The 23,012-nt window shown below is 70.2% G+C and carries 21 protein-coding genes and 2 pseudogenes; 16 read left to right on the forward strand and 7 right to left on the reverse strand.

Features of this window, described 5'->3' with window-relative positions; all coding sequences use genetic code 11:
• Window positions 1-9 precede the first annotated feature (9 nt).
• Window positions 10-192, forward strand: a complete 183-nt coding sequence (locus tag ACWF7A_RS09000) for a hypothetical protein (protein WP_452249886.1) — start codon at window positions 10-12, stop codon at window positions 190-192.
• Between the two features lie 392 nt (window positions 193-584).
• Here the strand turns inward: ACWF7A_RS09000 and ACWF7A_RS09005 are convergent, their stop codons facing one another.
• On the reverse strand, window positions 585-1,823 hold the full coding sequence (locus tag ACWF7A_RS09005; protein ID WP_452249887.1) for an extracellular catalytic domain type 1 short-chain-length polyhydroxyalkanoate depolymerase: 1,239 nt from the start codon (window positions 1,821-1,823) through the stop codon (window positions 585-587).
• Between the two features lie 250 nt (window positions 1,824-2,073).
• Window positions 2,074-2,343, reverse strand: a complete 270-nt coding sequence (locus ACWF7A_RS09010) for a hypothetical protein (protein WP_452249888.1) — start codon at window positions 2,341-2,343, stop codon at window positions 2,074-2,076.
• A 445-nt stretch (window positions 2,344-2,788) separates the two neighbouring features.
• On the opposite strand from ACWF7A_RS09010, the gene ACWF7A_RS09015 reads away from it, so the two are divergent.
• The 5 genes from ACWF7A_RS09015 (at window position 2,789) to ACWF7A_RS09035 (ending at window position 8,017) form a co-directional block, all read left to right on the forward strand.
• The gene (locus tag ACWF7A_RS09015; RefSeq protein ID WP_452249889.1) at window positions 2,789-4,147 is read left to right on the forward strand and encodes an alpha/beta hydrolase family protein; all 1,359 of its coding nucleotides are present in this window, start codon (window positions 2,789-2,791) and stop codon (window positions 4,145-4,147) included.
• Between the two features lie 118 nt (window positions 4,148-4,265).
• Complete coding sequence (locus ACWF7A_RS09020; protein WP_452249890.1) at window positions 4,266-5,168, forward strand: transporter substrate-binding domain-containing protein; 903 nt, start codon at window positions 4,266-4,268, stop codon at window positions 5,166-5,168.
• Window positions 5,165-6,055, forward strand: a complete 891-nt coding sequence (locus ACWF7A_RS09025) for an amino acid ABC transporter permease (RefSeq protein WP_452249891.1) — start codon at window positions 5,165-5,167, stop codon at window positions 6,053-6,055. Before ACWF7A_RS09020 ends, ACWF7A_RS09025 begins: the two co-directional genes overlap by 4 nt.
• Window positions 6,052-6,867, forward strand: coding sequence for an amino acid ABC transporter ATP-binding protein (locus ACWF7A_RS09030; RefSeq protein WP_452249892.1), 816 nt, complete (start codon window positions 6,052-6,054; stop codon window positions 6,865-6,867). The genes ACWF7A_RS09025 and ACWF7A_RS09030 overlap by 4 nt, the downstream gene beginning before the upstream one ends.
• Window positions 6,860-8,017, forward strand: coding sequence for a CapA family protein (locus ACWF7A_RS09035; protein ID WP_452249893.1), 1,158 nt, complete (start codon window positions 6,860-6,862; stop codon window positions 8,015-8,017). The genes ACWF7A_RS09030 and ACWF7A_RS09035 overlap by 8 nt, the downstream gene beginning before the upstream one ends.
• On the opposite strand, the gene ACWF7A_RS09040 is transcribed toward ACWF7A_RS09035, so the two are convergent.
• On the reverse strand, window positions 8,005-8,913 hold the full coding sequence (locus ACWF7A_RS09040) for a PaaX family transcriptional regulator (RefSeq protein ID WP_452249894.1): 909 nt from the start codon (window positions 8,911-8,913) through the stop codon (window positions 8,005-8,007). The genes ACWF7A_RS09035 and ACWF7A_RS09040 overlap by 13 nt on opposite strands.
• Window positions 8,914-9,167: 254 nt before the next feature.
• Window positions 9,168-10,088, reverse strand: coding sequence for a PaaX family transcriptional regulator (locus ACWF7A_RS09045; RefSeq protein WP_452249895.1), 921 nt, complete (start codon window positions 10,086-10,088; stop codon window positions 9,168-9,170).
• A 69-nt stretch (window positions 10,089-10,157) separates the two neighbouring features.
• Between ACWF7A_RS09045 and ACWF7A_RS09050 the strand changes: the two are divergent.
• From ACWF7A_RS09050 to ACWF7A_RS09065, 4 genes and pseudogenes are all read left to right on the forward strand, one after another.
• Window positions 10,158-10,232 (forward strand): annotated as a pseudogene (locus ACWF7A_RS09050) (hypothetical protein); the annotation flags it as partial.
• Window positions 10,233-10,344: 112 nt separating this feature from the next.
• Window positions 10,345-11,391 (forward strand): annotated as a pseudogene (locus ACWF7A_RS09055) (CaiB/BaiF CoA transferase family protein); the annotation flags it as partial.
• A gap of 2 nt (window positions 11,392-11,393) precedes the next feature.
• Complete coding sequence (locus tag ACWF7A_RS09060) at window positions 11,394-12,458, forward strand: 2-hydroxyacyl-CoA dehydratase (protein WP_452249896.1); 1,065 nt, start codon at window positions 11,394-11,396, stop codon at window positions 12,456-12,458.
• Entirely contained in the window at window positions 12,451-13,698 is a 1,248-nt protein-coding gene (locus tag ACWF7A_RS09065) for a 2-hydroxyacyl-CoA dehydratase (protein WP_452249897.1), read from the forward strand. Before ACWF7A_RS09060 ends, ACWF7A_RS09065 begins: the two co-directional genes overlap by 8 nt.
• Before the next feature lie 72 nt (window positions 13,699-13,770).
• Here ACWF7A_RS09065 and ACWF7A_RS09070 read toward each other — a convergent pair whose 3' ends face one another.
• Window positions 13,771-14,433 carry a TetR family transcriptional regulator gene (locus ACWF7A_RS09070; protein WP_452249898.1) on the reverse strand — a complete coding sequence of 221 codons (663 nt, stop codon included), beginning with the start codon at window positions 14,431-14,433 and terminating at the stop codon, window positions 13,771-13,773.
• Between the two features lie 101 nt (window positions 14,434-14,534).
• On the opposite strand from ACWF7A_RS09070, the gene ACWF7A_RS09075 reads away from it, so the two are divergent.
• Window positions 14,535-15,017, forward strand: coding sequence for a YybH family protein (locus tag ACWF7A_RS09075; RefSeq protein ID WP_452249899.1), 483 nt, complete (start codon window positions 14,535-14,537; stop codon window positions 15,015-15,017).
• Window positions 15,018-15,184: 167 nt separating this feature from the next.
• Window positions 15,185-17,116 (forward strand): glycoside hydrolase family 44 protein, encoded by a 1,932-nt coding sequence (locus ACWF7A_RS09080; protein ID WP_452249900.1) that lies wholly within the window; start codon window positions 15,185-15,187, stop codon window positions 17,114-17,116.
• 116 nt (window positions 17,117-17,232) lie between these two features.
• On the opposite strand, the gene ACWF7A_RS09085 is transcribed toward ACWF7A_RS09080, so the two are convergent.
• Both ACWF7A_RS09085 and ACWF7A_RS09090 read right to left on the reverse strand, forming a co-directional pair.
• Window positions 17,233-17,931 (reverse strand): glycoside hydrolase family 11 protein, encoded by a 699-nt coding sequence (locus ACWF7A_RS09085; protein ID WP_452249901.1) that lies wholly within the window; start codon window positions 17,929-17,931, stop codon window positions 17,233-17,235.
• 260 nt (window positions 17,932-18,191) lie between these two features.
• Window positions 18,192-19,418 carry an amidohydrolase family protein gene (locus ACWF7A_RS09090; RefSeq protein WP_452249902.1) on the reverse strand — a complete coding sequence of 409 codons (1,227 nt, stop codon included), beginning with the start codon at window positions 19,416-19,418 and terminating at the stop codon, window positions 18,192-18,194.
• 86 nt (window positions 19,419-19,504) lie between these two features.
• On the opposite strand from ACWF7A_RS09090, the gene ACWF7A_RS09095 reads away from it, so the two are divergent.
• The 4 genes from ACWF7A_RS09095 to ACWF7A_RS09110 all read left to right on the forward strand — a co-directional run bounded on the left by ACWF7A_RS09095 (window position 19,505) and on the right by ACWF7A_RS09110 (window position 22,941).
• Window positions 19,505-20,077: a TetR/AcrR family transcriptional regulator gene (locus tag ACWF7A_RS09095; protein WP_452249903.1), complete on the forward strand. Its 573-nt coding sequence runs from the start codon at window positions 19,505-19,507 to the stop codon at window positions 20,075-20,077.
• Window positions 20,078-20,229: 152 nt separating this feature from the next.
• Window positions 20,230-21,084: an alpha/beta hydrolase gene (locus ACWF7A_RS09100; RefSeq protein WP_452249904.1), complete on the forward strand. Its 855-nt coding sequence runs from the start codon at window positions 20,230-20,232 to the stop codon at window positions 21,082-21,084.
• A 201-nt stretch (window positions 21,085-21,285) separates the two neighbouring features.
• A complete protein-coding gene (locus tag ACWF7A_RS09105) occupies window positions 21,286-21,576 on the forward strand; it encodes an FAD-binding oxidoreductase (RefSeq protein ID WP_452249905.1) in 291 nt (96 codons plus the stop codon).
• Window positions 21,577-21,657: 81 nt separating this feature from the next.
• Complete coding sequence (locus ACWF7A_RS09110) at window positions 21,658-22,941, forward strand: NAD(P)/FAD-dependent oxidoreductase (protein WP_452249906.1); 1,284 nt, start codon at window positions 21,658-21,660, stop codon at window positions 22,939-22,941.
• Window positions 22,942-23,012 lie beyond the last annotated feature (71 nt).

Raw genomic sequence — 23,012 nt, forward strand, 5'->3', positions numbered from 1 at the left:
TACGAGGTTATGGATCGATCTGTCAATAACGCGCGGTGCTCGCCCGGTGTGGTGCCCCGCCACCGCTCGGAAAGCCCGGCGGAGCAGGGTCTCGCCGCGGAACCCGGACGCGACGTCGGTGATGGACCGCTCGGTCCCGAGCAGGCGCCGTGCCTCGGAGACCCGGAGCTCGCGCGGTTCCGCGGCCAGTGACAGGGTCGCGTCGAAGAACCTCATCGCCTGGGGTGCCAGGACCGTGGAGTCCGGAGTGGAGACTGCCGGAGGGTCTCGGCGACATCACCGGTTCGACGCCCACTGAGGCCGGTGCGCTGCTCGCCGCCGGCGTCGCGAGCTCCGTGCTCGGCTACCTCGGTCTGCTCCTCGCCCCGCGACACTCACACTGCTCTGGGTGCTCCTCTTCCCGATCTGCCTCGTGCTCATCAACGACCGCACCCGGTTCCGGGGCCGGGCTGCTGCACGACGTGAGCGGCGTGTGGACCCTGCCGCCGCTGTTCCAGCTCGCTGTCATCCTCGTGACTGCCGTCCCGGCCATCACGCTCGAGGAGCCCGCGTTCGTCGAGGACGAACTCGCCCGACGATCCCGGTCAGCCGGCGGCGCAGGTCGTGCCGTTGAGGGTGAACGAGGAAGGCGCGGCCGCGTTGCCGGTGTGGGTGGCCTGGAATCCTATGTCGACGGACCTGCCGGGCGCGATCGTGCCGTTGTAACCGGCGTTGCGCGCGGTGACCTGTCCGGTCGACGGCGCGTAGGTCGCGTTCCAGCCGGAGGTGATGGTCTGCCCACCCGCCAGGGTGAAGGCGAGTGACCACCCGTTGATCGCGGCGGTGCCGTTGTTGGTGATGGCGAGGCTCGCGGTCAGGCCGTTGTTCCAGGCGTTGACGGTCGTCTTCACGCTGCACGTGCCCGGCACGGGCGGGTCGGGATCGGGGTTGCCGGTGATGCCGAAGAACTCGACTGCGGCGGCGGCCATTCCGGACGACGGCAGGCTGTGCCCGGCGCCCTGGATGCTGTAGGACTCGACCTTGTCGCCGTAGCGGCTGCGGTTCCAGCCGGCCCGCGGGGTGTCGGTGGACGTCGGCGTCTGGCTCAGGCCGAACACGTTGGTCCACTGCTCGACCTGCTCCTGCAGCAGGGAGTACGGCACGAGCGTGTCCGCGGTGCCGTGCCACAGCTGCATTCGCGGACGGGGGCCGGTGTAGCCGGGGTAGGCCTGCCGGACGAGATCGCCCCACTGCTGCGGGGTGCGGTTCGCGCCACCGCTTCCCGTACACCTGCTGCTGCCGGGCGGGTAGTCGGCGGCGTTGGCGAAGCAACCGAAGGGCACGCCCATGAACGCCGCGCCGGCCTTGAAGACGTCCGGGTAGAGGGCGAGCATCTCGTTGGTCATCATGCCGCCGGAGGAAGACCCGGTGGCGAAGACGCGGCCGGGGTCGCCACCGTAGCGCTGCTGGACGTAGGTCACCATCGAGACGATCGACACCGGATCACTGCCGCCACCGCGCCGCTTGGCGGCGTCGGACCAGGTGTCGAAGCACTTGCCGAACCCGGCTTCCTGTTGCGCGCTCGGGTAGATGACGACGAAGCCGTGCCTGTCGGCGAGCGAGGCGAACTCGCTGCCGGAGTAGAAGCCGGGGCCGGAACCGCCACAGCCGTGCATGGCGACCACGATCGCGGGACTGGCCGGGCGGTTGTCCGGCACGTAGACGTGCATGCGCATGCCGCCGGGGTTGTCTCCGAAGGCGGTCACCTCCACCAGCGAAGCGGCGGAAGCCTGTGGTGCCACCAGGACCCCGGCGACGGTGAGCAGTGTGACGACGAGGGTCATGAGAGTTGATCCGCGCGTGGCCAAGACCGACCTCCGGTCAGAGATTCCGGAACCGAGGGCCAAAGGTATTCAGATCTGTGACGGTCGTCAATTTTCTGCCGAATAAGAATGGTGAGGTGTTCGACGAACGTGCCTCGTGAGATGGGGCGAACTCCCGGGACCTGTGTCGAATCCGTGAACGGCGGTCTGTCGCCGGACACGGGGCCGTACTACGTCACCGCGCTGATCCGCCTGCTCGTCCAGATGAGAGTCACGCGACGTCGCTCAACGGCAGAACGCCGCTCACCGAGTCGATCCGGTCGTCGTCCTGGAGGAGGTGAACGGGGCGGTCGAACCTGTACTGCACGACTTCACGGGCCGGGTCGGTCGTGAAGATGCGCACGACGTGGCCGTGCCGGCTGACGGCGGCGGCGCGGAGCGGCACCCGGTAACCAGGCCACGGCTCGTGCCAGAACCACTGCCCGGCAACAACATCGGCGGCGATGTCGCCGACTCGCGTCTGTACGACCGACGTGTTCATTCGTTCCCCTCGAGCCGGAGCGGTGGTGGAGCTCTCCAGAGAGGTTCCCCTTTCCGGGCGAAGTCACGCTCACTCCTTCGCGGTACACGGCGCGCTGCCGTCCCGCGCGCAGGGGACGCCATCCTCTTGGCCTCTCGGCTGGCCTTCAGCACGTCCAGGACCGTCGAGGGAGGACATCAGCACGACGTCCTCGGTGACGCCCAGTTTCCTGAGGCCGGCTTCCAGGACCGACACGGCGTTGTGAGCCAGCCGCGGACCAGAGGCCTCGCCGCTCCCACCCTCGCCGGCCTCTGTCGTAGGTCGCGACCTCCGAGCCGGTGGCCTTCGCCGGGCGCGGCGCGAGGCGCCGGGTTGTCATCCGACATAATTGTTGACGGTCGTTGCTCGATGAGCACATCATAGGTCCCGCTCCCGACATGTACGTCCGGCGAGACTGGAGACATCGATGTCCACAGTGCGCAATCTGGGTACCGTCCTGACGACCGCGGTGATCCTCTTGTCCGGCGTGCCCGCCGCCAGTGCCGCGCGGCCGGACGCGGGTCCGTGCCTCGAAGCCGCGGCCTGCACGTCCGGGAGCCTCGCCGACGGCACGCCCTACCAGTTCGTCAAGCCGGACCGGTGGAACGGCGCTGTCCTGGTCGACATGGACTTCGCCGCCGGAGGTCTGACCACCCCGCTGACCGCCGCCCTCGTCGGGCGCGGGTACGCCGTGGGCGGTACCACCAGGACCGTCACCGGCTGGCGCATCGCCCAGGCGATCGGCAACCAGGCCGCCGCGCTCGACCGGTTCGAGACGGCGTTCGGTCCCGCTCGGTGGGCGATCGCCGAGGGCCGCTCGATGGGTGGCTTCGTCGCCGCGGGCGCCGCGCAGGTCCACCCCGGGCGGTTCGACGCCGCGGTGCCGATGTGCGGTGGCCTCGGTGGCTCGGTCGGGCAGTGGAACCAGAAGCTCGACACCGTGTTCACGCTGAAGACGGTGCTGTTCCCCGGCTCCGCGCTGCCGGTGACGGGGATCCCCGCGGACGTGCCGGGTGCGCAACAGCAGTGGATCTCGGCGCTGGCCGCGGCCCAGTCCACCGCGCGGGGACGGGCGCGCATCGCGCTCGCGTCCGCCATCGGGCAGCTCCCCGGCTGGGGGCTCGCGGCGGACGGCGGCACCACGCCGGTACCGCGCTGGTGGGACTCCGCGGAGGTGGAGAACGGCATGTACCTGGCGCTGGCGGGTGGCCCGCTGCCCTACGTCGGGCAGGCGATGAGCAGCAGGCGCGCCATCGAACAGCTGGCGGGCGGCAACCCCTCCTGGAACACCGGGGTCGACTACGGCCGGCAGTTCGCGCTGGCCGAACCGAGCCACCGGCTGGCCGTCGCGCGGTTGTACGCGGACGCCGGGCTGGACCTGGTCGCCGATCTGCGGCAGCTCGCGGCCGCTCCGCGCGTCGCCGCTGATCCGGCCGCCGTGGAGTACCTGGCGCGGGGCATCGTGTTCACGGGTGACGTGCGCGTTCCGGTGCTCACGGTCAACGGCACGGGCGACCAGATCTCCACGGTGGCGCAGCAGCAGTCGTACGAGACGCTGGCCCGCCGCAAGGGGAACGACAGGTTCGTGCGGCAGACGTACGTGCAGACCGCCGGGCACTGCACGTTCACCACGGGGGAGCAGGTGGCCGCGATCGACCTCGTGCTCCAGCGCGTGCGGACGGGTCGCTGGCCCGACGTCTCGCCTCGCGCCCTGAACAGGCAGGCGGGCGACGGCCGGTACGTCGAGCACACCCCGCCCCGTTTCAACCGGCCGTACGCGGGCTGACCACCGCGCCCGGCGGTGTCGGAACCTCGACGAGTCTTGACATGGCCGGGCGTCGACATTAGACACTATCCATCACGGCCGTAAACCATATGTTGTTATATCGACGGCGGGAGCACCGATGCTCAAGTCTCGTAGATCTCTTCTCGCGACACTGGCCGTGGTGCTCATCGCCGCGCCGGGGTGTGGCGGCGGCTCGGCCGACGGCTCCCAGAGCCCCGGCGGGAACGCGGGCGCCGGCCACCACGACCAGCTTCCCCAGCAGTTCAAGGACTCCGGGGTGATCCGCTTCGCCGGCGACTCGCACCCGCCGTACCGGATCGTCGGTGCGGACGGCACCACCGTCACCGGTCTCGACCACGACCTCCAGCAGGCCCTGGGCAAGGTGCTGGGCGTGCGGATGGAGACCACGATCGTGCCGGGCCTGCCCGCCGCGCTGTCCGGCATGCTGTCGGGCCGCTACGACGCGTTCAACGGCCCGGTCAAGGACACCGCGGAACGGGAGAAGCAGTTCGACGCCGTGGTCTGGATGGTCACCAGGACCGCCTACCTGGTCCCGAAGGCCAGCTCCGGCGGCATCAAGGCCAGCGACGACCTCTGCGGCAAGCGGGTCGCCGCGGTGTCGGGCAGCATCGTCCAGGACCAGGTCGTCCGGCTGACCGACTGGTGCGTGAAGAAGGGCAAGCCGCAGGTCCAGTTCATCGGGCTGGCCGACACGAACGGCACGATCCTCGCCGCGAAGTCCGGCCGGGCCGACGCCGCGGGCATGACCGAGAGCGCCGCGATCGACGCCCTGGCGGCCGCGAAGGACGACTTCACCTACGTCAAGCAGACGGACGAACAGGGCGCGGGCGTCGACAAGCTCGCCATGCTCCTGCCGAAGGCGAGCGGGCTCGGTCCGGTGATGCACCAGGCGTTCCAGGAGATCTTCGCCAACGGCGAGTACGCCCGGATCATGAAGCAGTACGGGCTGGAGAACGTCCAGGTGGACAAGCCCGAGATCAACACGGCGGCCGGCCAGTGACCACGACCGCCACCGCCACCGCGGAGAACGTCCAGGCCGTCGACGTCGCCACCGCCCGGCACCGCCCGAGGCCGCTGCGCTGGCTGCTCGGTGCGGTCATCGCCGTCCTGGCGGCCCAGGTCGCCTGGTTCGTCACGCACAACCCCCGGTTCGAGTGGCCGGTCGTGGCCGAGTACCTGTTCGACCCGAACGTCCTGGCGGGCCTCGGCACCTCGGTGCTCCTCACCGTCGTCGCCATGCTCGCCGGTTCGGTGCTCGGCGTGCTGCTCGCCCTGGGACAGCTGGCGGACTTCGGCCCGGTGCGCTGGGTGTGCACGCTCTACATCGGACTGTTCCGAGGCATCCCGCCGCTGGTGCAGCTGCTGTTCTGGTTCAACCTCGCCTACCTGCTGCCGAGGTTGTCGATCGGCGTGCCGTTCGGGCCGACGTTCGAGTCGTGGTCGACCAACGACCTGATCACGCCGCTGACCGCCGCGCTGATCGGTCTCACGCTGCACGAGGCCGCGTACATGGCCGAGATCGTCCGCGCGGGGATCCTCTCGGTCGACCCCGGTCAGCGGGACGCGGCGATGGCGATGGGCTTCACCGGCGGGCAGACGTTCTTCCGCGTGGTGCTGCCGCAGGCGATGCGCGTGATCATCCCGCCGAGCGGCAGCCAGTTCATCTCGCTGCTGAAGGGCACTTCTCTGGTGAGCGTCATCGCCATGACCGACCTGCTGCACGCGGTGCAGGTCGTCTACAACCAGACCTACCAGATCGTCCCGATGCTGATCGTGGCCTGCTTCTGGTACCTGGTCGTGGTCACCGCGCTCTCGTTCCTGCAACAGCGTCTCGAACGCCGGTTCGGCCGGGGACAGCGAACCTCCCGAGGGGAGTGGGTGGCATGACAGAGGTCGCCGAGGGGCCGGTGCTGAGCGTCCGGAACATCCGGCGCAGCTTCGGTGCACACGCCGCGCTCGACGGGGTCAGCCTGGACGTGGCCCAGGGCGAGGTGGTCGCCGTCATCGGGCCGTCGGGCTCGGGCAAGTCCACCCTCGTGCGGTGCGTGCACCAGCTGGAGCCGATCGACAGCGGGGCCATGTACCTCGACGGCGACCTGCTCGGCCACGAGCACGCCGGCTCCGGGCTGCGCCCGTTGCCCCCGCGCCGGGTGGCCGAGCAACGGCGCCGCATGGGCATGGTGTTCCAGCAGTTCCAGCTCTTTCCACATTGGACAGTGGCGCGCAACGTCACCGAGGCGCAGGTGCGGGTGCACGGGCGCAGCAAGGAACAGGCGCGCGAACGCACCATGGAACTGCTCGGCAAGGTCGGGCTGACGGAGAAGGCCGACGCGCATCCGCGGCAGCTCTCCGGTGGCCAGCAGCAGCGGGTCGCGATCGCGAGGGCGCTGGCGACCCGGCCGCGCATCATGCTGCTCGACGAACCGACCAGTGCCCTCGATCCGGAACTGGTCGACGAGGTGCTGACCGTGATCAGGGACCTGGCGGCCGCCGGGCTCACGATGATCATCGTGACGCACGAGATCGGCTTCGCGCTCGAGGTCGCCGACCGCTTCGTGTTCATGGACCGCGGCCGCGTCGTCGACCAGGGCCCCGTCTCCCGCGTGCTCGACGACGACAGGTCGGACCGCCTGCGCGCGTTCCTGTCCCGCTACACGCAGCAGCGCGGTACCGCGCAGGAGGAGAAGACCGTTGTCTGACGCGGTGACCGTGCTGTCGGTCGGAGACCTCGTGCTCGACGAGCCGGACCCGGCGTCGTTCCTCGTCCCCGCCCGCCAGGCCCTCGCGCGGGGCGACCTGGTGATCGGCCACGTCGAGGTCCCGCACAGCACGACGGACGTCCAGGTCAGCACCGACGTCCCGGCGCCACCCGCCGATCCGGCCGGGCTGGCCGCCCTGGCGGACGCCGGCTTCCACGTGGTGACCCTCGCCGGCAACCACGTCTACGACGCAGGGGAGGTCGGCGTGACCGACACGATCGCCCACGCGCGCGCCGCCGGGCTCGCGACGGCGGGCGCGGGACCCGATCTCGCCTCGGCCAGGGCACCGGCCGTGCTGGAACGCGGCGGGCTGCGGATCGGGGTGCTCAGCTACAACCTCGTCGGGCCGCGCGAGTCGTGGGCCACCTCCAGCAAGGCGGGCTGCGCCCACGTCCGCGTGCTCACGCACTACGAGCTGGACCACGCGACCCCGGGCGGTCCGCCCAGCGTCTACACCTTCGCCGACCCGGCGAGCCTCGCCGCCATGAGCGGCGACATCGAGGCGCTGGCGTCCGAAGTGGACGTGGTCGCGGTGTCGATGCACAAGGGCGTCGGGCACACGCCGGCGGTGCTGGCGATGTACGAGCAGCCGGTCGCGCGGGCCGCCGTCGACGCGGGCGCGCACGTCGTCTTCGGGCACCACGCGCACATCATGCGCGGCATCGAGGTGTACCGCGGACGGCCGATCTTCCACGGTCTCGGCAACTTCGTGACCGTCACGCACGCGCTCAGCCCGACCGGCAACGACAGCGTGGAACGGTCCGACTGGGCGCGCAAGCGCGTCGAGCTCTACGGTTTCGCGCCGGACCCGCAGATGCCGTTCTACCCGTTCCACCCGGAGAGCAGGAACACCGTCATCGCCGTGTGCCGGTTCGACCGCGACGGCGTCGTCTCCGCGGGGTTCGTGCCGTGCTGGATCGACCAGCGCGGCCGCCCGGTGCCGGTGTCGCGTTCGGACGGCGGGGAGGCGGTCGCCGAGTACGTCCTGCGGATCGGCGAGAAGGCGGGCCTGGCCGCGGAGTTCGACTGGGACGGGGACGAGGTCGTCCTGTCAGGCGTGGGCACGGGGCCTCGCGCTCAGCCCGAGTAGTCGCTGCCGTGTCCGCGCACGAGGGCGGCCACGTCCGCGTCGTACTGGCCGACGACCTGCTTCACGCGCTGCTCGGCCAGCAGCGCCAGGTCGTCGTAGAGCTCGGTGAACAGGGCCCTGGCGCGCGCCCTCGGCCACGGCTGCGGCAACAGCGCGGACGGCAGGTCCGGGTCGAGGCCGGGGAACCGGTTCCAGGCGTCCATGAGCGCCGTGCGCGCCACGAGGGCCTCGGCCGTGCCGATCCGCCCCCGGGCGAGCCGTGCCCGCACGACCGAGTACTCGTCGATCAGCTCGACGTACCGGCCGCGCAGCTCGTCGAGGTCCCAGGCGCGGAGGGGATCGCCGCCCAGCGGGCTGCCGTCGGCCACCTCCGCGCGCAGCACCGTGGCGGAGTCGATGCCGAGCGCGGCCAGCACCGCCGCGATCTCGGCGACCCGCTCGTGCGGGCAGACCCACACGCCGTCGAAGAGGGACGCGAACCCGAGCCAGCTCAGCCGGGTGCGCAGGGCGTGGCGCAGGTCCCGCTGGTCCTCGGGCACCGAGAACACCGCGACCGTCCACTGCCCCTGCCACGGCACCTCCGCCGCGCCGAACGCCACGATGTGGCGAAGGCCGTCCTCGAGAACCCGCGCGGCGCGCCCGCTCAGCGCGTAGTAGGTGTGCCGGCCGACCCGCGACAGCTCCAGCAGCCCGCGCCGGGACAGCCGGCTCAGCGTCGCTCGCGCGCTCACCTCGGTGATGCCGAACTCGCCCAGCAACGCCACGAGCGCGGCGGAGGGCAGGGGCGCGCGTTCTCCGTACCAGTAGTCGCCGAGCAAGGTGAGGAGCAGGTGCTGGGGACTGCCGCCGGACTGCATCCTGGGGAGTGCGGGCGCATCGTGAGGAGCGGCGGTCATGGCGTCACTGTACAGTTTTTCGCTCGATCGTTAGTGAGACAGTTCTACGTTTCCCGCCTCCGAGCGCGATCATGGCGTCAGCGAACGACATTGAGATACCGATCCCAGCAAGGACGCGCGCTGGCGGAGTGACGTGCCCTGCAATGCTTGACACTTTCTGTTCCGAGTGGTCGTCTATAAGTCTAGCGAGTATGCCGATCGGTGGTGTGAGGGGAGTGCGGATGCGTTCTCGGCCCGAACCGCGCCCGGACCCGTCAGGACACCCGGAGCGTCGTGTGGTGGCGCACCAGCTCGGCGTCGTCCGGGTCCAGTTCGAGCACGACCTGCCGGACCCGGTGCTCGGCCAGCGGTCCGAGACCGTCGTACACCTCGGCGAAGAGCGCCCGAGCGGTGTCCCGGGGCCAGTCCCGCGGCAGCAGCGCCTGGGGGAGGTTCGGGTCCTTCCACCGGAAGGTGCGCCACTCGTCCATGACCTGGGTGCGGCACACCAGGGCCTCGGCCGCCGTGACGCCGCCCGCCCGGACGCGGTCGGCGAGCGGCGACACGGTGCCGATGAACTCCTCGTACAGACCGCGCACCTCGTCGAGGTCCCACGCGTCGGTCAGCGGCCGGCCGCCGACGGGCCCGTTGGTGCGCAGCACGACCGCGCTCGTCACGCCGAGGGCGTCCAGCTCGCGGACCGTGTCACCGGCGGACGCGGTCGGCGAGATCCAGAACCCGTCGAAGATGGGGGCGAGCCCGAGCCAGCGCAGCCGCGTGCGCAGCTGGTGGCGGATCTCGCGCTGCTCCTCGGGGATGGAGAACGCGACGGTCGTCCACGTGCCGTCCCACGGCTCGGACACCGTGCCGAACGACAGGACCTTGTGGACCGACTCGGCCAGCGTCGCCGCGGCCGTGCCCTCGACGCCGTAGAACGTGCGGCGGCCGTTGCGGCGCACGCTCATCATGCCGCGCCGGGACAACCTGCTCAGCGCCGCCCGGCCGCTGGTCTCGGTGATGCCGAACTCGGCCAGCAGGCGGACCAGTGCCGCCGACGACGCCCAGCCGCCGGTGGACAGCCAGTAGTCCGCGTAGAGCGTCATCAGCAGGTGCTGGGGCGCGCCGCCGTGCTGCTGGCGGGGGAGCAGGTCGGAGCGAGGACCGCGCGGGGCGGCGGATCGCGGCGTGGCCGTCACGATCAGCGAGTGTAGAGGTGGTACGCCGACCGTCACGGGAAGTGCCGGTCGTGACCGGGAGGTGCGCAGGTGACAGAGCAACCGCTCGCCGGGCGGACGGTCGTCGATCTCACGACCGCGCTCGCCGGGCCCTACGCCACCCTGTTGCTCGGGGGCCTGGGCGCACGGGTGATCAAGGTGGAGAACCCCCCGCACGGGCGGGGACTCGTCCCGGGGCAACGCTCCGTACCTCGGCAGGGACGGTCTCGGCCTCGGGCGGGTCCACTCCGACGACGTGTCGGTGTCGATGCTGCTGCGGGGCCGCAACAAGGAGAGCGTCACGCTCGACCTCAAGCACCCCGAGGGCCGCGACGTGCTGACCGACCTGGTGCGGCAGGCCGACGTGCTGGTGGAGAACTACAGCGCGGGTGTCACCGACCGGCTCGGCATCGGCCCGGCGGTCATGCTCGCGGTCAACCCCCGGCTGGTCTACACGTCCATCAGCGGGTTCGGGGCCCAGGGCGGGACCGGCAAGGCCATGGACACGATCATCCAGGCCCTGTCCGGGATCATGGGCACCGCCGGGCGGGAGGGAGACGACCCGGTCCGCAACGGCCTGCCCGTCGGTGACCTGGTCGCGCCGCTGTTCGCGGTGATCGGCACGCTGGCCGCTATCGTGCAGGCCGACCGGACCGGCGCCGGGCAGCACGTGGACGTCTCGATGCTCGGGGCGTTGACCTCGCTGGTCGCCTGCGAGCCGTTCGACGCCTACGCGGCCGTCGGCCTCGCCCAGCGCACCGGCTCGCTCGTGCCGAGGCTCGCGCCGTTCGGGCTGTTCGAGGCCGCGGACGGATGGCTGGCGCTGTGCGGCCCGACAGACCGGTTCGCGGCGGGGGTGTTCGGCGCCATGGGTGATCCGGCGCTGACGCTCGACCCTCGTTTCGCGACGAGGGACGCGAGAGTGGCGAACGCGGCCGTGCTGCACGAGCTGATCGGGCAGTGGACGGCCGGGCGGCGGCGTGCCGAGGTCGTGGCGCTGCTCGTCGACAACGGGGTACCGGCCGCGGAGGTGCGCGAGCCTGCCGAGGCCGTGCGGGATCCACTGGTCCGCGCGCGGCGTGAGGTCGTCTCGCTGTCCCACCCGGCCCACGGCGCCACGGCGGACATCTCCGCCACCGGCGTGCCGATCGTGTTCTCGGGCGCGGACGTCGGGTTCGACCGGCCCGCCCCGGCGCTCGGTGAGCACAACGACACCGTCTACGGGGACTTCCTCGGGTACGACACCGGCCGGATCGCCGCACTGCGCGCGGACGGGGTCATCTGAGCATGGACGCCCCTCTGCAGCGGCTGCTCGACCACTACGAGCGGCGTTACCCGGCCACCGCCGACCAGTTCGTGATCGGCTGTGTGGGCCAGGACGTCCCGGTCGAGCTCGTGACGGCGGCGGGCGCGCTTCCCGTGCGCCTGGCGGGACGGCCCGGCGCGGACCTGACGACGGGGGAGACCTACCTCGGTCGCGGTGTGGACCCCGCGGCGGTGTCGGTGCTGACCCGGCTGCTCGCGGGCGAGTACGGCCGGCTCGACCGCCTTCTCGTGTCGCGCGACTGCGAGGCCTCGCTGCGCCTGTTCTACGCGGTGCGCGAGCTGCGGCGGCTCGAACCCGGGCTGGGGCTGCCGGAGACCCACCTGGTCGACGTGCTGCACCTGCCGCACTGGACGACCACGCGGTACGTCGAGGGCCGCTTCGCCGAGCTGGTCGCCGTGCTGGAACGGTGGACCGGGACGAGGCTGACCGCGCCGGGGATCGCGTCGGCGATCATGCTGCACGACGCCCGCCGCGACCTGTGGCGCGCGGTGTCCGCGCTGCGCGGGGACCTCCGGCTGACCGGGGTGCAGGCGCTGGCCGTCTACGGTGCCGTCCTGCCCGTGGCCGAGCACAACCGGCTCCTGAGGCAACTGCTCAGGTCCGATTTGGACGTCCACGAGGGACGAAGGGTGTTCCTCACCGGTAGCTCCCACGACAACCCCGACGTGTACCGGTCGTTCGAGGAGATGGGCAGCGTGGTGGTGGGCGAGGACCACGACTGGGGAGATCTCCTCGCGACGCGGCTCGTGGGCGAACCGACACTCGCCGCCCTGGTCGAGCACTACCAGTACAACGGCCCCACCGCCGCACGGGCGTCGATCGCCGCCCGCGCCGCGCACACGGCACAGGCGGCGGCCGACCGCGGGGCAGAGCTCGTCGTGTCCTACGTCAGGCGCAACGACGACGCGCCGCCCTGGGACTTCCCCGCGCAGAAGGAAGCGTTGCTGCCCCACGGCATTCCGGCCGTGATGTTCGACCGCCAGGAGTACGGCTCGATCGACTTCAGGGCGGTGTCCGTTGGCTGAGAAACTGCTGGCGTCGGCCACTGAGGCGACCCGCTACCAGCGCGAGTGGTTCCGCGACCTGCGGAAGTCCGCTGCCGCGGGCGGCCCGCTGGCGCTGGTGAACGCCGACGCTCCCCAGGAGATCTTCCGCGCCATGGGGATCCCGTACGTGGTCAACCAGTGGTGGGCGTCCGTGGTCGCGGCCAAGCAGCGAGCGCCGTACCACCTGGATCTCCTGCGGGCTCGCGGCTACCCGGACCACACCGAGCAGTACAGCTCGCTCTCGCTCGCGTCGCTGTTCGACCCCGATCCGGACCAGGCCCCCTGGGGAGGCCTGCCCCGGCCGACGATCGTGCTGGCCGAGACCGTGGGCGACGGCGGACGCAAGATCTTCGACGTGTGGGGCAGCCAGCAGGACATCACCTACTACGCGCTGGAGAGCGCGGCCGAGAACGTTGTCCCGGTGAACTGGTGGGACCTGATGCCGCACGACTGGGAGAAGGCGGTCGGCACGGCGAGACTGGACCTGATGGTGGCCGAACTGCACAACCTGATCCGGTTCCTCGAAACGACGACCGGCCGGGTGTTCAGCGAACGCGCGCTGAGGCGAGTCCTCGACCACGTCAACGAGCAGGCGGAGTGGAACAGGCGCACCCGCGACCTCATCGCGCGCACCAGGCCGAGCCCGCTGGCCGTCACGGACAGCATCCCGAGCGTCATGATCCCGCAGTGGCACCGCGGCACCGAGTGGGCCACCGCCGCCGCCCGGAGGTTCAACGAGGAGGTCCAGGCCCGCGTCCAGGCCGGCGCCGCGGTGTGCGAGGACGAACGCGCCCGGCTCATGTGGATCGGCCGGGGCCTCTGGTACGACATGGACTTCTACCGCAGGTTCGAGCAACGCCACGGCGCGGTCTTCGTGTGGTCGATGTACCTGGCGATAGCCGCCGACGGCTACCCGCGGTACGGCGACGATCCTTTGAGGACACTGGCGGCCAGGTTCGCCGCCTTCCACGACCAGCTCTACACCCCGCCGTGGTCGAGCGAGTGGTACGTGAAGGAAGCCAGACTGCACGGCGTCGACGGCGTGGTGCACCTGGTGTCCGACGACGCCCGCGGTGGCTACTTCACCAACCGCGCTCTCCGCGCCGCGGGCATCCCCGTGTACGAGCTGCACGCCGACAACGTGGACACCCGCTCCTTCGGGGAGACCGCCGAGGCGGAGCTGGGGGACTGGCTGGAAAGCGAAGTGCTCCGCCGGTGATCGGCCGTGCCTGTGGATGCCGACGTCGCTCGGTTCCGGCGACGTGCCGGCAGGTCGCGAAGAGCGACGTGGTCAGGCCGAGTCGCCTCGGACCGCGGGCAGTCCGGCGGCGGTCGCCGCGATGAAGCGCTGCAGCGTCGGCCGGAAAGGCGGGAACACGGCCGCGATCCCGGGTTCGCGGGCGTAGAGCTCGGCCAGCGTCGGTGGCGGCTGCGACAGGGGGTACAACCTGCCGACGAACGCCCCCGCGGCGAACACCACCGAGGAACCGTCCCTGCCGGTCAGCTCCGGGCACGCGGCCATGATCTGCTCGCCCACCCGCGCGTACATGTCGATCGCCCACAGCTTGTACGTGTGCAGCACCTCGAGCGAGACGTTGTGCTCCAGCATGGTCTCGGCGTGGCCGATGAGGTCGCAGTACAGAGGACGCTCGGCGAAGGAGTCCGCCAGCGCGGAGGCCATCTGGCCGACGCCGGAGGCGCTCCCGAGCCGGGCCCGCACCGCGTCGGCCCAGTCCGTTCCGTCGCGCATCGTGAGCTGCAGGTAGATCTCTTCGCGGGTGCCGAAGTAGCGCAGGACGTTGGACTTCACCAGGCCGACGGCGGCCGCGATGTCACCCAAGCTGACCTGGGCCACGCCCTTGGTGAGGGCGAGGTCGCGGGCGGCCGCGAGGATCGCCTCCCGCCGCTGCTCCTTCTGGTCCGGGCGCCGTGCCCGGCGGAACGACGTTTCCATGTCGCTGGGCACTCTACCAGGAGGTTTTGTTAAAAGTACGGTGTTCCTTTATTGTTCGGCCGGTCAGCACCACACCCCTGCGCGGCCGGAGGCCACGACCCATGACCCAGCAACAGCGCTCCCTGTCCGCGACGGTCGACGAGTTCGTCGACGCCTTCAACGTCAACGACCTCGACCGCGTCATGGCCTTCTTCGCCGACGACGCGGAGTACGAGCCGGGTGACGGCGCGAAGCACCAGGGCAAAGCCGCGATTCGCGCGGAGTTCGCGCCCCAGTTCGCCGGCAGGTACGGCGCGATGCGCTTCGACGTGCACGACAAGCTCGTCGACGAGCCCGGACGACGCGCGGCGATCCGCTGGGCGTGCCGGATCGACGTCTCCGGGCCACGTGGCCGCGGCGTCTACCCGTTGCTGCGGTTGCTCGGACTCCTGCGGCACGGCCCGCGGATGGTCTGGCAGGGGATGGACGTCTTCCACTTCGACGCCGACGGCTCGATCACCGGCAAGTACTCGTACGCGAACTTCAAGGTTCCGCCGATGAAGCGCGACAAGGGAGAGCCGTGGAGCATTGCCGCGTCCAGGTGACTCCGCGGCGGACACGTCGATGATCGGGTGAACGTGTTCACCCGAGTCCGGTCTTCGACTCGAACATCGTCGATTCGACCTGGTCGCTTGACGCTCTGCGCGTTTCCCGCGACCGTCCTGTGGCACATATCCACGCACTGGATCGGGCGGGGGCGTCTGTGGTCGGCATGCGGCAACGGCGGAAGGCGCGTTCGGTCACGGCCACGGCCTCGGCGGCGTTGCTCGTGGCCGCGACCTTCACGGTCCAGGCGGCCACGAGCGCCACGGCGGCGGCCACCGGGCCCGGGCTGTCGGTGGACGTGTCCGCCGCCCGGCACGCGATCAGTCCCGGCGTCTACGGCCTGAACGGCGGCGATCCGGCGTTCAACGCCGAGATCGGCCAGTCGGTGGCGCGCTGGGGCGGCAACGCGTCCAGCCGCTACAACTTCAAGAACCACACGTACAACACCGGCAGCGACTGGTACTTCGAGAACATCGTCGCCGACGAGCAGCACACCCTCGAGTGGATGGTCGGGTCCAACCTCGACCGCGGCATCAAACCGGTCGTCACCGTGCCCATGGTCGGCTGGGTGGCCAAGGAGTCGCCGTCGTCGCACCCGTTCGCGTGCGGCTTCCCGGCGACGAGGTACCCGCAGCAGGACGGCTTCGACGAGTGGGACCCCCACTGCGGCAACGGTCTGCTCAACGGGGCGAACCTCGCCGGCGTGCCCGCGGACACCTCGGTCAGGGCCGACGCGGCGTTCGCCGGCGAGATGGTGTCGCACCTGGTGAGCAGGTTCGGCACGGCGGCGCAGGGTGGCGTGCCGATCTACGAGCTCGACAACGAGCCGGTGCTGTGGGCCCACACGCATCGTGACGTGCATCCCGAGCTGGTCTCGTACGACGAGCTGGGGAGCAAGGGCACGGCGACCGCCGCGGCGATCAAGGCCGCCGACCCGAGCGCGGCGGTCCTCGGGCCGTCCGGCTGGGGGTACTGCGAGTGGGTCGCGTCCGGTGTGGACGGTTGCGGGCCCGGTGCCGACTCGGCCGCGCACGGTGGGCTCAACCTCTCGCAGTGGTACCTGAAGAACATGAAGGACTACAGCGACGCCCACGGGGGTAGGCGTTTCCTCGACTACTTCGACCAGCACTTCTACCCGCAGATCGGCAGTGGCAAGGACCCGGAGTCCAACGCGCTGCGGCTGCGGTCCACGAGGTCGCTGTGGGACCCCACCTACGTCGAGGAGTCCTGGATCGGCCCCGGCGGTGTCAACGCGCCGCCGCTGCAGTTCATCCGCACCATGAAGTCGTGGATCGACCAGTACAACCCCGGCACCAAGACCGCCATCACCGAGTACAACTGGGGCGCGCTGGACGACATGAACGGAGCGCTGGCCCAGGCCGACGTCCTCGGCATCTTCGGCCGGGAAGGCCTTGACCTCGCCACGATGTGGGGCGAGCCCAAGCCCACCGATCCGGGCGCGTACGCGTTCCGGATGTACCGCAACTACGACGGCGCGGGCAGCCGGTTCGGTGACGTCAGCGTGTCGGCGACCTCCGCCGACCAGGGCCGGCTCGCGGTGTACGCGGCACAGCGCTCGTCCGACGACGCGCTGACCGTCATGGTCGTCAACAAGACCGGCGAGGACCTGACATCGCCGCTGTCGATGGCCGGGTTCGACGGAACCGGTGCGGCGCAACGGTTCACCTACGGCCCGGCGAACCTGGGCGCGATCGTGCGCGGCGCCGATCTCCCGGTGAACGACGGTCGTGTCGACGCGACGTATCCGGCGAACTCCATCACGCTGCTGGTGCTGCCGCCCGCCGGGTGTTCGGCGAGCCTGCACGTCAACGGCGACTGGAGCACCGGCCACGTCGCGACGGTGACCGTCACCAACGAGCGCCACACGGCGATGGCCGGGTGGCGGGTCGACTGGACGTGGCCCGGCGGCCAGCAGGTCACGAACTCGTGGAGCACCACCCTGAAGCAGGACGGCGCCCGCGTGGTCGCCGCGGACGCCGGGTGGAACGGCTCCCTGGGAGCGGGTGGCAGCACCACGTTCGGGTTCCAGGCCACGGGCAGAGCGGCCGCGCCGACGTTGCACTGCACCCCGGTCTGAGACGCCGATCGAGAACGTTTCAGGCGTGGCGGGGGACCTGCTCGAGGAAGTCCACGAGGCCGCCGGGAGTCGTGGGCGACTCCCGGCGGCCCGGAACCTGGATCAGGGGCAGGCCATCACCTCACGGTGATGTTGGAGTTGCCGCTGCTCTGGTATCCCTCGGTCGCGAGGATCATGTAGTAGCTGAAGTTGCCGAGCCGCATGTTGGCACGGCTCCACGCGTCGAAGTGGTTGCCGGTGGTGATGGACCCACCGGTCCGCCTTTGCTGCCGGACGCTCCAGAACTGCGGGAAGGTCTTGTTGTTGCCTTCGACGGACGGCGCGTTGTACCGCATCGTCTGGTAGATGTCGTACGTGCCACCGTCAGTGGTGACGGTGCCTTTGTAGGTGCCGGTGGGCCGGTAGTTGCCCCAGTTGTCGACGATGTAGTACTCGACCAGCGGGTTGGACGTCCACCCGTACAGGGTCAGATACGCGTTGCCGGACGGGTTGAAGCTTCCGGAATAGTTCACCGTCCGCCGAGAACCGTTGCTCCAGCCCTTGCCGCCGACGAAGTTGCCGACATTGCTCCACGAGGTGCTGTAGTTGCCGCCGGATCCGAAGTCCATGCAGACCCGGCCGCCGCCGTCGGTCCAGAAGGAGAAGTAGTAACCGCCGTTGTTGCCCGTCTGGCTCGAGCACGTCGCGGCTGCACCGACATCAGCGCTGGCCACAACGGGTGTCAGCGCCATGACCAGCGCGGTGCAGGCGCCGCCGGCGAGCAGTGCGACACGGCCGCGTTTGCGGCTCGACGGTCGAAATGTGAATTCAGCCATGTGCGGTACTCCTCGTCATCGAGGTTGGCACGGCAGCCAGGTAGCACGAAGCGACCCGTGCGAGTGAATGGTGATCGCGATGACGGCCGCCGTCGATTCGGACACTAGCAGTGCCGAGTCGACTCCGTAAGGTCGCGGAGAAGTTTCGAAACATTCCGGCGAGCCTTTGCCTGCTTTAGCAGGCTGCTTTTGCATTCATCAAACAAGTCGAATTGTTCGACGAACTCGTGTTCCTGGACCAAGCCAAAAGATTCAGGTGCTCACCGGAGGTCCTTCACAACCCGTCCGGCTTGGACGACGAGCACGGCGTTGGCGGGATCGGCGAAGATGTTCGGGTCCTCGAGCGGGTCGCCGTTCCAGAGCACGAGGTCTGCCTGCATGCCGGGAGCGATGACCCCCACGTGGCCGGACAGGCCGAGGATCTCGGCGTTGGTCTTCGTGGCCGACACGAGTGCTTCCATCGGCGTCTCCAGCTCCGCGCGCAACCTGAGCTCTTCGCCTCGGCGGTGCTGGGCCGGGCCGATGAGGTCGGAACCCAGCCCGATCCGCACCCCGGCCTTCCTGGCCACGGCAAGCGCCTCGGCCATCCGCTCACGGACACCCAGCACGCGATCGCGGGTCGACTCGCCGAGGCCTGCTCCAGCGGTGTCCTGGAGCAGTTGCTCGACGACGGCGAACGTCGGAACGAGGGCGACCTCGTGAGCGGCCATCAGGGCTGCCGTGGGTTCGTCGAGGTCGGTGCCGTGCTCGACGCAGCGTGCCCCAGCCTCGACGGCGTTGCGGATGCCTTCGTTGTTGTGGGCGTGCACCGTGACGTAGGTGCCTCGTGCCGCGGCTTCCTGAACAGCGACGGCGATCTCCTCCACGGTGAACTGGGTGTCGGTCAGCTGGTCGTGGGCTCCGACCACTCCGCCGGTCACGCAGAGCTTCAGGAACGACGCGCCGCGCCGGAACGCCTCGCGCACGTTGCGCCGCAGCTCGTCCGCGTTGCCCGCCATCATGGACAGGGCGCAGAGGCCGGGAACGTGATGGCTGCTCCACAGCTCGGTGGGCTCCCAGGCGGCCCCGTAGTAGCCGTGCCCGCCGGTCTGGCACTGAACAGGTCCGCACGACAGCACGCGTGGACCCCTGACCTTGCCCTTCGCGATCGTGGTGACGACACCACCGTCGATCCCGCCGGTGTCCCGGACGGTCGTGAAGCCGGCGTCGAGCGCCGCGCCGGCCGTGGCGAAGATGTCCGCCGCGATCTCGGCGGCGCTGATCTGGAACGAGAACTGCGGCTGGATCGGGCTCGACAGTCCCAGGTGGACGTGGGCGTCGATGAGGCCGGGCGTCATCGTCAGCCCACCGGCGTCGAGCCGCTCTTCGTGCGTGCTGGAGGCGCCGAGCCCGGTGATGCGCCCGTCCTCGATCGTGACGTCGACGTCAACGGGGTCGCGACCGGACCCGTCGACCACCGTCGCGCCGGCTATCCGCACACGTCCCACGGGTCGTTCCCTCCGCCGTTGCGAGTCGGCTGCGACCATGTGCGGTGCGACACGCCGCCGTACTTTCCAATGGATAAACTGTGGGAGTGGACCTGTCAAGCACGGAACGCAAGGGCGAAGCACGCGAACGTCTCCTGGCGCGGCTTCTCGACGCCTTCGGTGAGGCCCTTCCTTCGCCAGAGGTGTCGCTGCGCGAGATCGCCGTCCGGGCGGGGACCAGTCACGCCCTGCTGCGGTACCACTTCGGGTCGCTCTCGGGCGTGTTGGCGGCGATGCTCAAGGCACAACGAGAGCGGGACAACGAGGAGCTGTTCAAGGCCGCGGAACAGGACACCTTCGACGACCTCGTCGTGGCGATCTGGCGGACCTACACCCGCCCGGAGCAGCTGTCGCGTGTCCGCGGCTTCTTCCACGTCGTGGGCCTGGCCGCGTACAGCCCCGACGACTTCCGCGAGTTCATCGACTCACTCGACGACCTGACCAAGGTTCTCGCCTCGCTCGCGGAACGCGAACAGGCGAGCGCCGAGGACGCGCGGACCATGGCGACCGTGGCCGTGGCCGCGATACGCGGCCTGCTCCTGCAGGAGGTCCTGACTCCGGGAACCCACTCGGAGGACGCGGTCGCCTCGATCCTGCGCATGAGCAAGGGCCGGTCCTGAGGGCTGTCGGTGTCCGAAGTGGACGCCCGGAGGCCGGCGCCACGTTCTGACCGCCACGCTGTGCTCCGCGCTTGACAGGATCGCCACCGTAGTTTTCCATTGGAAAAGAAAGGGCGCCACGCCTTCAGCGACCGAGTTGTGAAGGACCCCCGATGAGCACCATGTGGCAAGGCTGCCTCGCCGACACCGACTACTTCGAGATGCGCTCCAGCGGCGGGTACGACTACGGCGTCTGGGTCACCACGCCGCCGGGCTACGACCCCGCCGAGGCGGCCGCGCCCGTCCTGTACGTGCTCGACGGCAACTGGGCGGTGGGGCTGACCGCCCCGCTGATCGTCACCCAGCTGGACCGCATGCACCAGATCCAGCCCTACGTCCAGGTCAGCGTCGGGTACGCGGGTGAGGAGGCGCAGCACTGGGATCGGCTGCGCAACCGCGACCTCGTTCCTCCCGGAGAGCCCATCGCCCAGGAGTTTCTCGACGCCGTGGAGATGGGGGTCGAAGCAGGTACGACGACTCGCGAGCAGGCCGACGCCTATGTCGGCGAACTGCGCGACACCCGGGCCGACGCGTTCCTGCGGTTCCTCACCGAGGAACTGCAGCCGCGGATCGAACGCGATCACGGTGCGGCCTCGAGCGGTCACGGTCTCTTCGGCTACTCCTACGGCGGACTCTTCAGCCTCTACGCCTGGCTCAACAGCGGCGGGTTCTTCGAGAGCATCGGGGCGGGCAGCCCGGGCGTCGTCAGCACCGGCAGCCAGGTCTTCGCACAGCTCGCGCGGCTCGGCGACAGCCTGCCCGCCGCCAAGCTCCACGTGACGTTCAACGAGCAGGAGCTCCTCGGCGAGCTGCCCGTCTACCAGAACCTCGCGAAGAACACGGCCACTCTCCTCAACGACCTCACCTCGCGCGGTGTGGCGGTCACCAGCGCGGTCATGCGGGAAACGCACCTGACCGGCCTGCAGGCATCGTTCCTCAGCTACCTCAGGACCTGCCGCTCCGCGTGAGCGAGCACCACTGTCTGTCCGCAGTGGACGCCTGGAGGAACATGGGGCTCGCGGTCGAGGCGGACACAGTCCCTGCCGGCACGCTGCGACTCCGCCCGGGGCGGAAGGCGACGAGGAGGCGGCCACGATCCCGTCCTGCTTCGAGCGGGCCGGCGCGACCTGGGCCGCCCGGCCCACCGACCAGCAGGAAGCCGATGCCCTGTGCGCCGGCTCGCCTACCCCGCCCTGGAACGGCTGGGACCGGTGCTCACCGAGGACGCCTGCGTTCCCGAGGCCGCGGTGCCGGAAATTCTCGCGCATCCACCGGACCGCGGAGGCGCACGACATCAACATCGCACCGTCACCGGTGAGCACGGCGTGGGAACGCTGAAGAGGGACGGCCTGAGCCGAGAGCTGTCACCCGAGGTCCTCGCGCTGCACAGCAGCGTCAAACAGGCGCTCGACCCGCACGGGGTCCTCAACCCCGGCAAGGTCGTGCCGCCAGTTCCGTGAGCTCTCGAGCGGCCCAGGTCTCCCGGAAAGCCATGACGACACCGCACGAGCATCGCGTTACCTCACGGAGGGAGACACGCATTGGGGACCGACGTGGTCGTGATCGGGGCAGGCGTGATCGGCTCGTCGATCGCGCTCGAGCTGGCGCGAGCGGGCCACCGGGTGGTCGTGCTGGACCGCGCACCCGGCGCGGGACAGGGCTCGACATCGGCGTCGAGCGCCATCGTCCGGTACAACTTCTCGACCTTCTCCGGAGTGGCGTTGGCGTGGGAGTCGCACTGGTGCTGGCTCGACTGGGCGGAGCACCTCGGACACGACGTCGGCGACCTGGCCGCGTTCCGCAGGACCGGCCTGGTCATGCTGGACGTCGACGCCGCTCCGCGCGCGTCCTGGCTGCCGTTGTTCCGTCACGTCGGTGTCCCGTACGAGGAGTGGGACGACGCCGTGCTGGCGGAACGCGTCCCCGGCATCGACGTCAGCCGTTGCTGGCCACCGAAACGGCTGGACGACGAGGAGTTCTGGAAGGACTCGGAGCTCACCCTCGGAGGCGTGTACACCCCGGACGCGGGTTACGTCTCGGATCCGGGCCTCGCCGCGGTCAACCTGGCCGCCGCGGCGGTGGCACACAGGGCGGAGTTCCGGTTTCGCAGCACGGTGACGGCCGTGGACACGTCAGGTGGACGTGTGACCGGCGTGCGGTTGTCGGACGGCACCGGCATCGCCTGCGGGGTGGTCGTCAACGCCGCAGGTCCGTGGTCCAGCACGCTGAACCGCCTGGCAGGCGTGGGTTCCGACTTCACCGTCGGACTGCGCGCGATGAGGCAGGAGGTCGCGCACGTGCCGTTCCCAGGAGGCTACGACGGGCCGATGGTGGCGGACATGGACCTCGGCACGTACTTCCGCGGCGAGGTGGGCGGTGGCCTGCTCGTCGGCGGAACCGAACCGGAGTGCGACCCGATGCAGTGGACCGACACCCCGGACAGCGTCGGCGTCCACCCGACGGCGGCCGTGTTCGAGGCTCAGGTGACCAGGGCGGCACGGCGGCTGCCGAACCTCCCGGTGCCGAACCGCGCACGTGGCGTCGTGGGCGTCTACGACGTGGCCGACGACTGGACGCCGATCTACGACCGCACCGAGCTCGACGGCTTCTACGTCGCGATCGGCACGAGCGGCAACCAGTTCAAGAACGCTCCCGTCGTCGGACAGCTCATGGCGGACCTGATCGGACGGGTCGAGAACGGTGCCGACCACGACGCACGGCCCGTCCGGTTCGTCGCTCCGCGCACCGGACTGGAGATCGACCTGGGCACGTTCTCCCGGCGCCGCACCAGGAACACCGCGAACACCGGAACGGTGCTGGGCTGAGCTCAGATCACGCGCCACCAGCCCAGCACGGCTTCGGCACCTGCGTGTGGCCGACCGTCAAAGCGTGGGCG

It is taken from the genome of Lentzea sp. NPDC055074 (assembly GCF_053608005.1).

Bases quoted from the DNA above. Each gene is read 5' to 3' on its own strand.
- ACWF7A_RS09085 (WP_452249901.1), bottom strand. From the start codon at position 17,931: ATGGCTGAATTCACATTTCGACCGTCGAGCCGCAAACGCGGCCGTGTC.
- ACWF7A_RS09015 (WP_452249889.1), top strand. From the start codon at position 2,789: ATGTCCACAGTGCGCAATCTGGGTACCGTCCTGACGACCGCGGTGATC.
- ACWF7A_RS09005 (WP_452249887.1), bottom strand. From the start codon at position 1,823: ATGACCCTCGTCGTCACACTGCTCACCGTCGCCGGGGTCCTGGTGGCA.
- ACWF7A_RS09080 (WP_452249900.1), top strand. From the start codon at position 15,185: ATGCGGCAACGGCGGAAGGCGCGTTCGGTCACGGCCACGGCCTCGGCG.
- ACWF7A_RS09100 (WP_452249904.1), top strand. From the start codon at position 20,230: ATGAGCACCATGTGGCAAGGCTGCCTCGCCGACACCGACTACTTCGAG.
- ACWF7A_RS09000 (WP_452249886.1), top strand. From the start codon at position 10: ATGGATCGATCTGTCAATAACGCGCGGTGCTCGCCCGGTGTGGTGCCC.
- ACWF7A_RS09075 (WP_452249899.1), top strand. From the start codon at position 14,535: ATGACCCAGCAACAGCGCTCCCTGTCCGCGACGGTCGACGAGTTCGTC.
- ACWF7A_RS09040 (WP_452249894.1), bottom strand. From the start codon at position 8,913: ATGACCGCCGCTCCTCACGATGCGCCCGCACTCCCCAGGATGCAGTCC.
- ACWF7A_RS09010 (WP_452249888.1), bottom strand. From the start codon at position 2,343: ATGAACACGTCGGTCGTACAGACGCGAGTCGGCGACATCGCCGCCGAT.
- ACWF7A_RS09030 (WP_452249892.1), top strand. From the start codon at position 6,052: ATGACAGAGGTCGCCGAGGGGCCGGTGCTGAGCGTCCGGAACATCCGG.
- ACWF7A_RS09060 (WP_452249896.1), top strand. From the start codon at position 11,394: ATGGACGCCCCTCTGCAGCGGCTGCTCGACCACTACGAGCGGCGTTAC.
- ACWF7A_RS09070 (WP_452249898.1), bottom strand. From the start codon at position 14,433: ATGGAAACGTCGTTCCGCCGGGCACGGCGCCCGGACCAGAAGGAGCAG.
- ACWF7A_RS09020 (WP_452249890.1), top strand. From the start codon at position 4,266: ATGCTCAAGTCTCGTAGATCTCTTCTCGCGACACTGGCCGTGGTGCTC.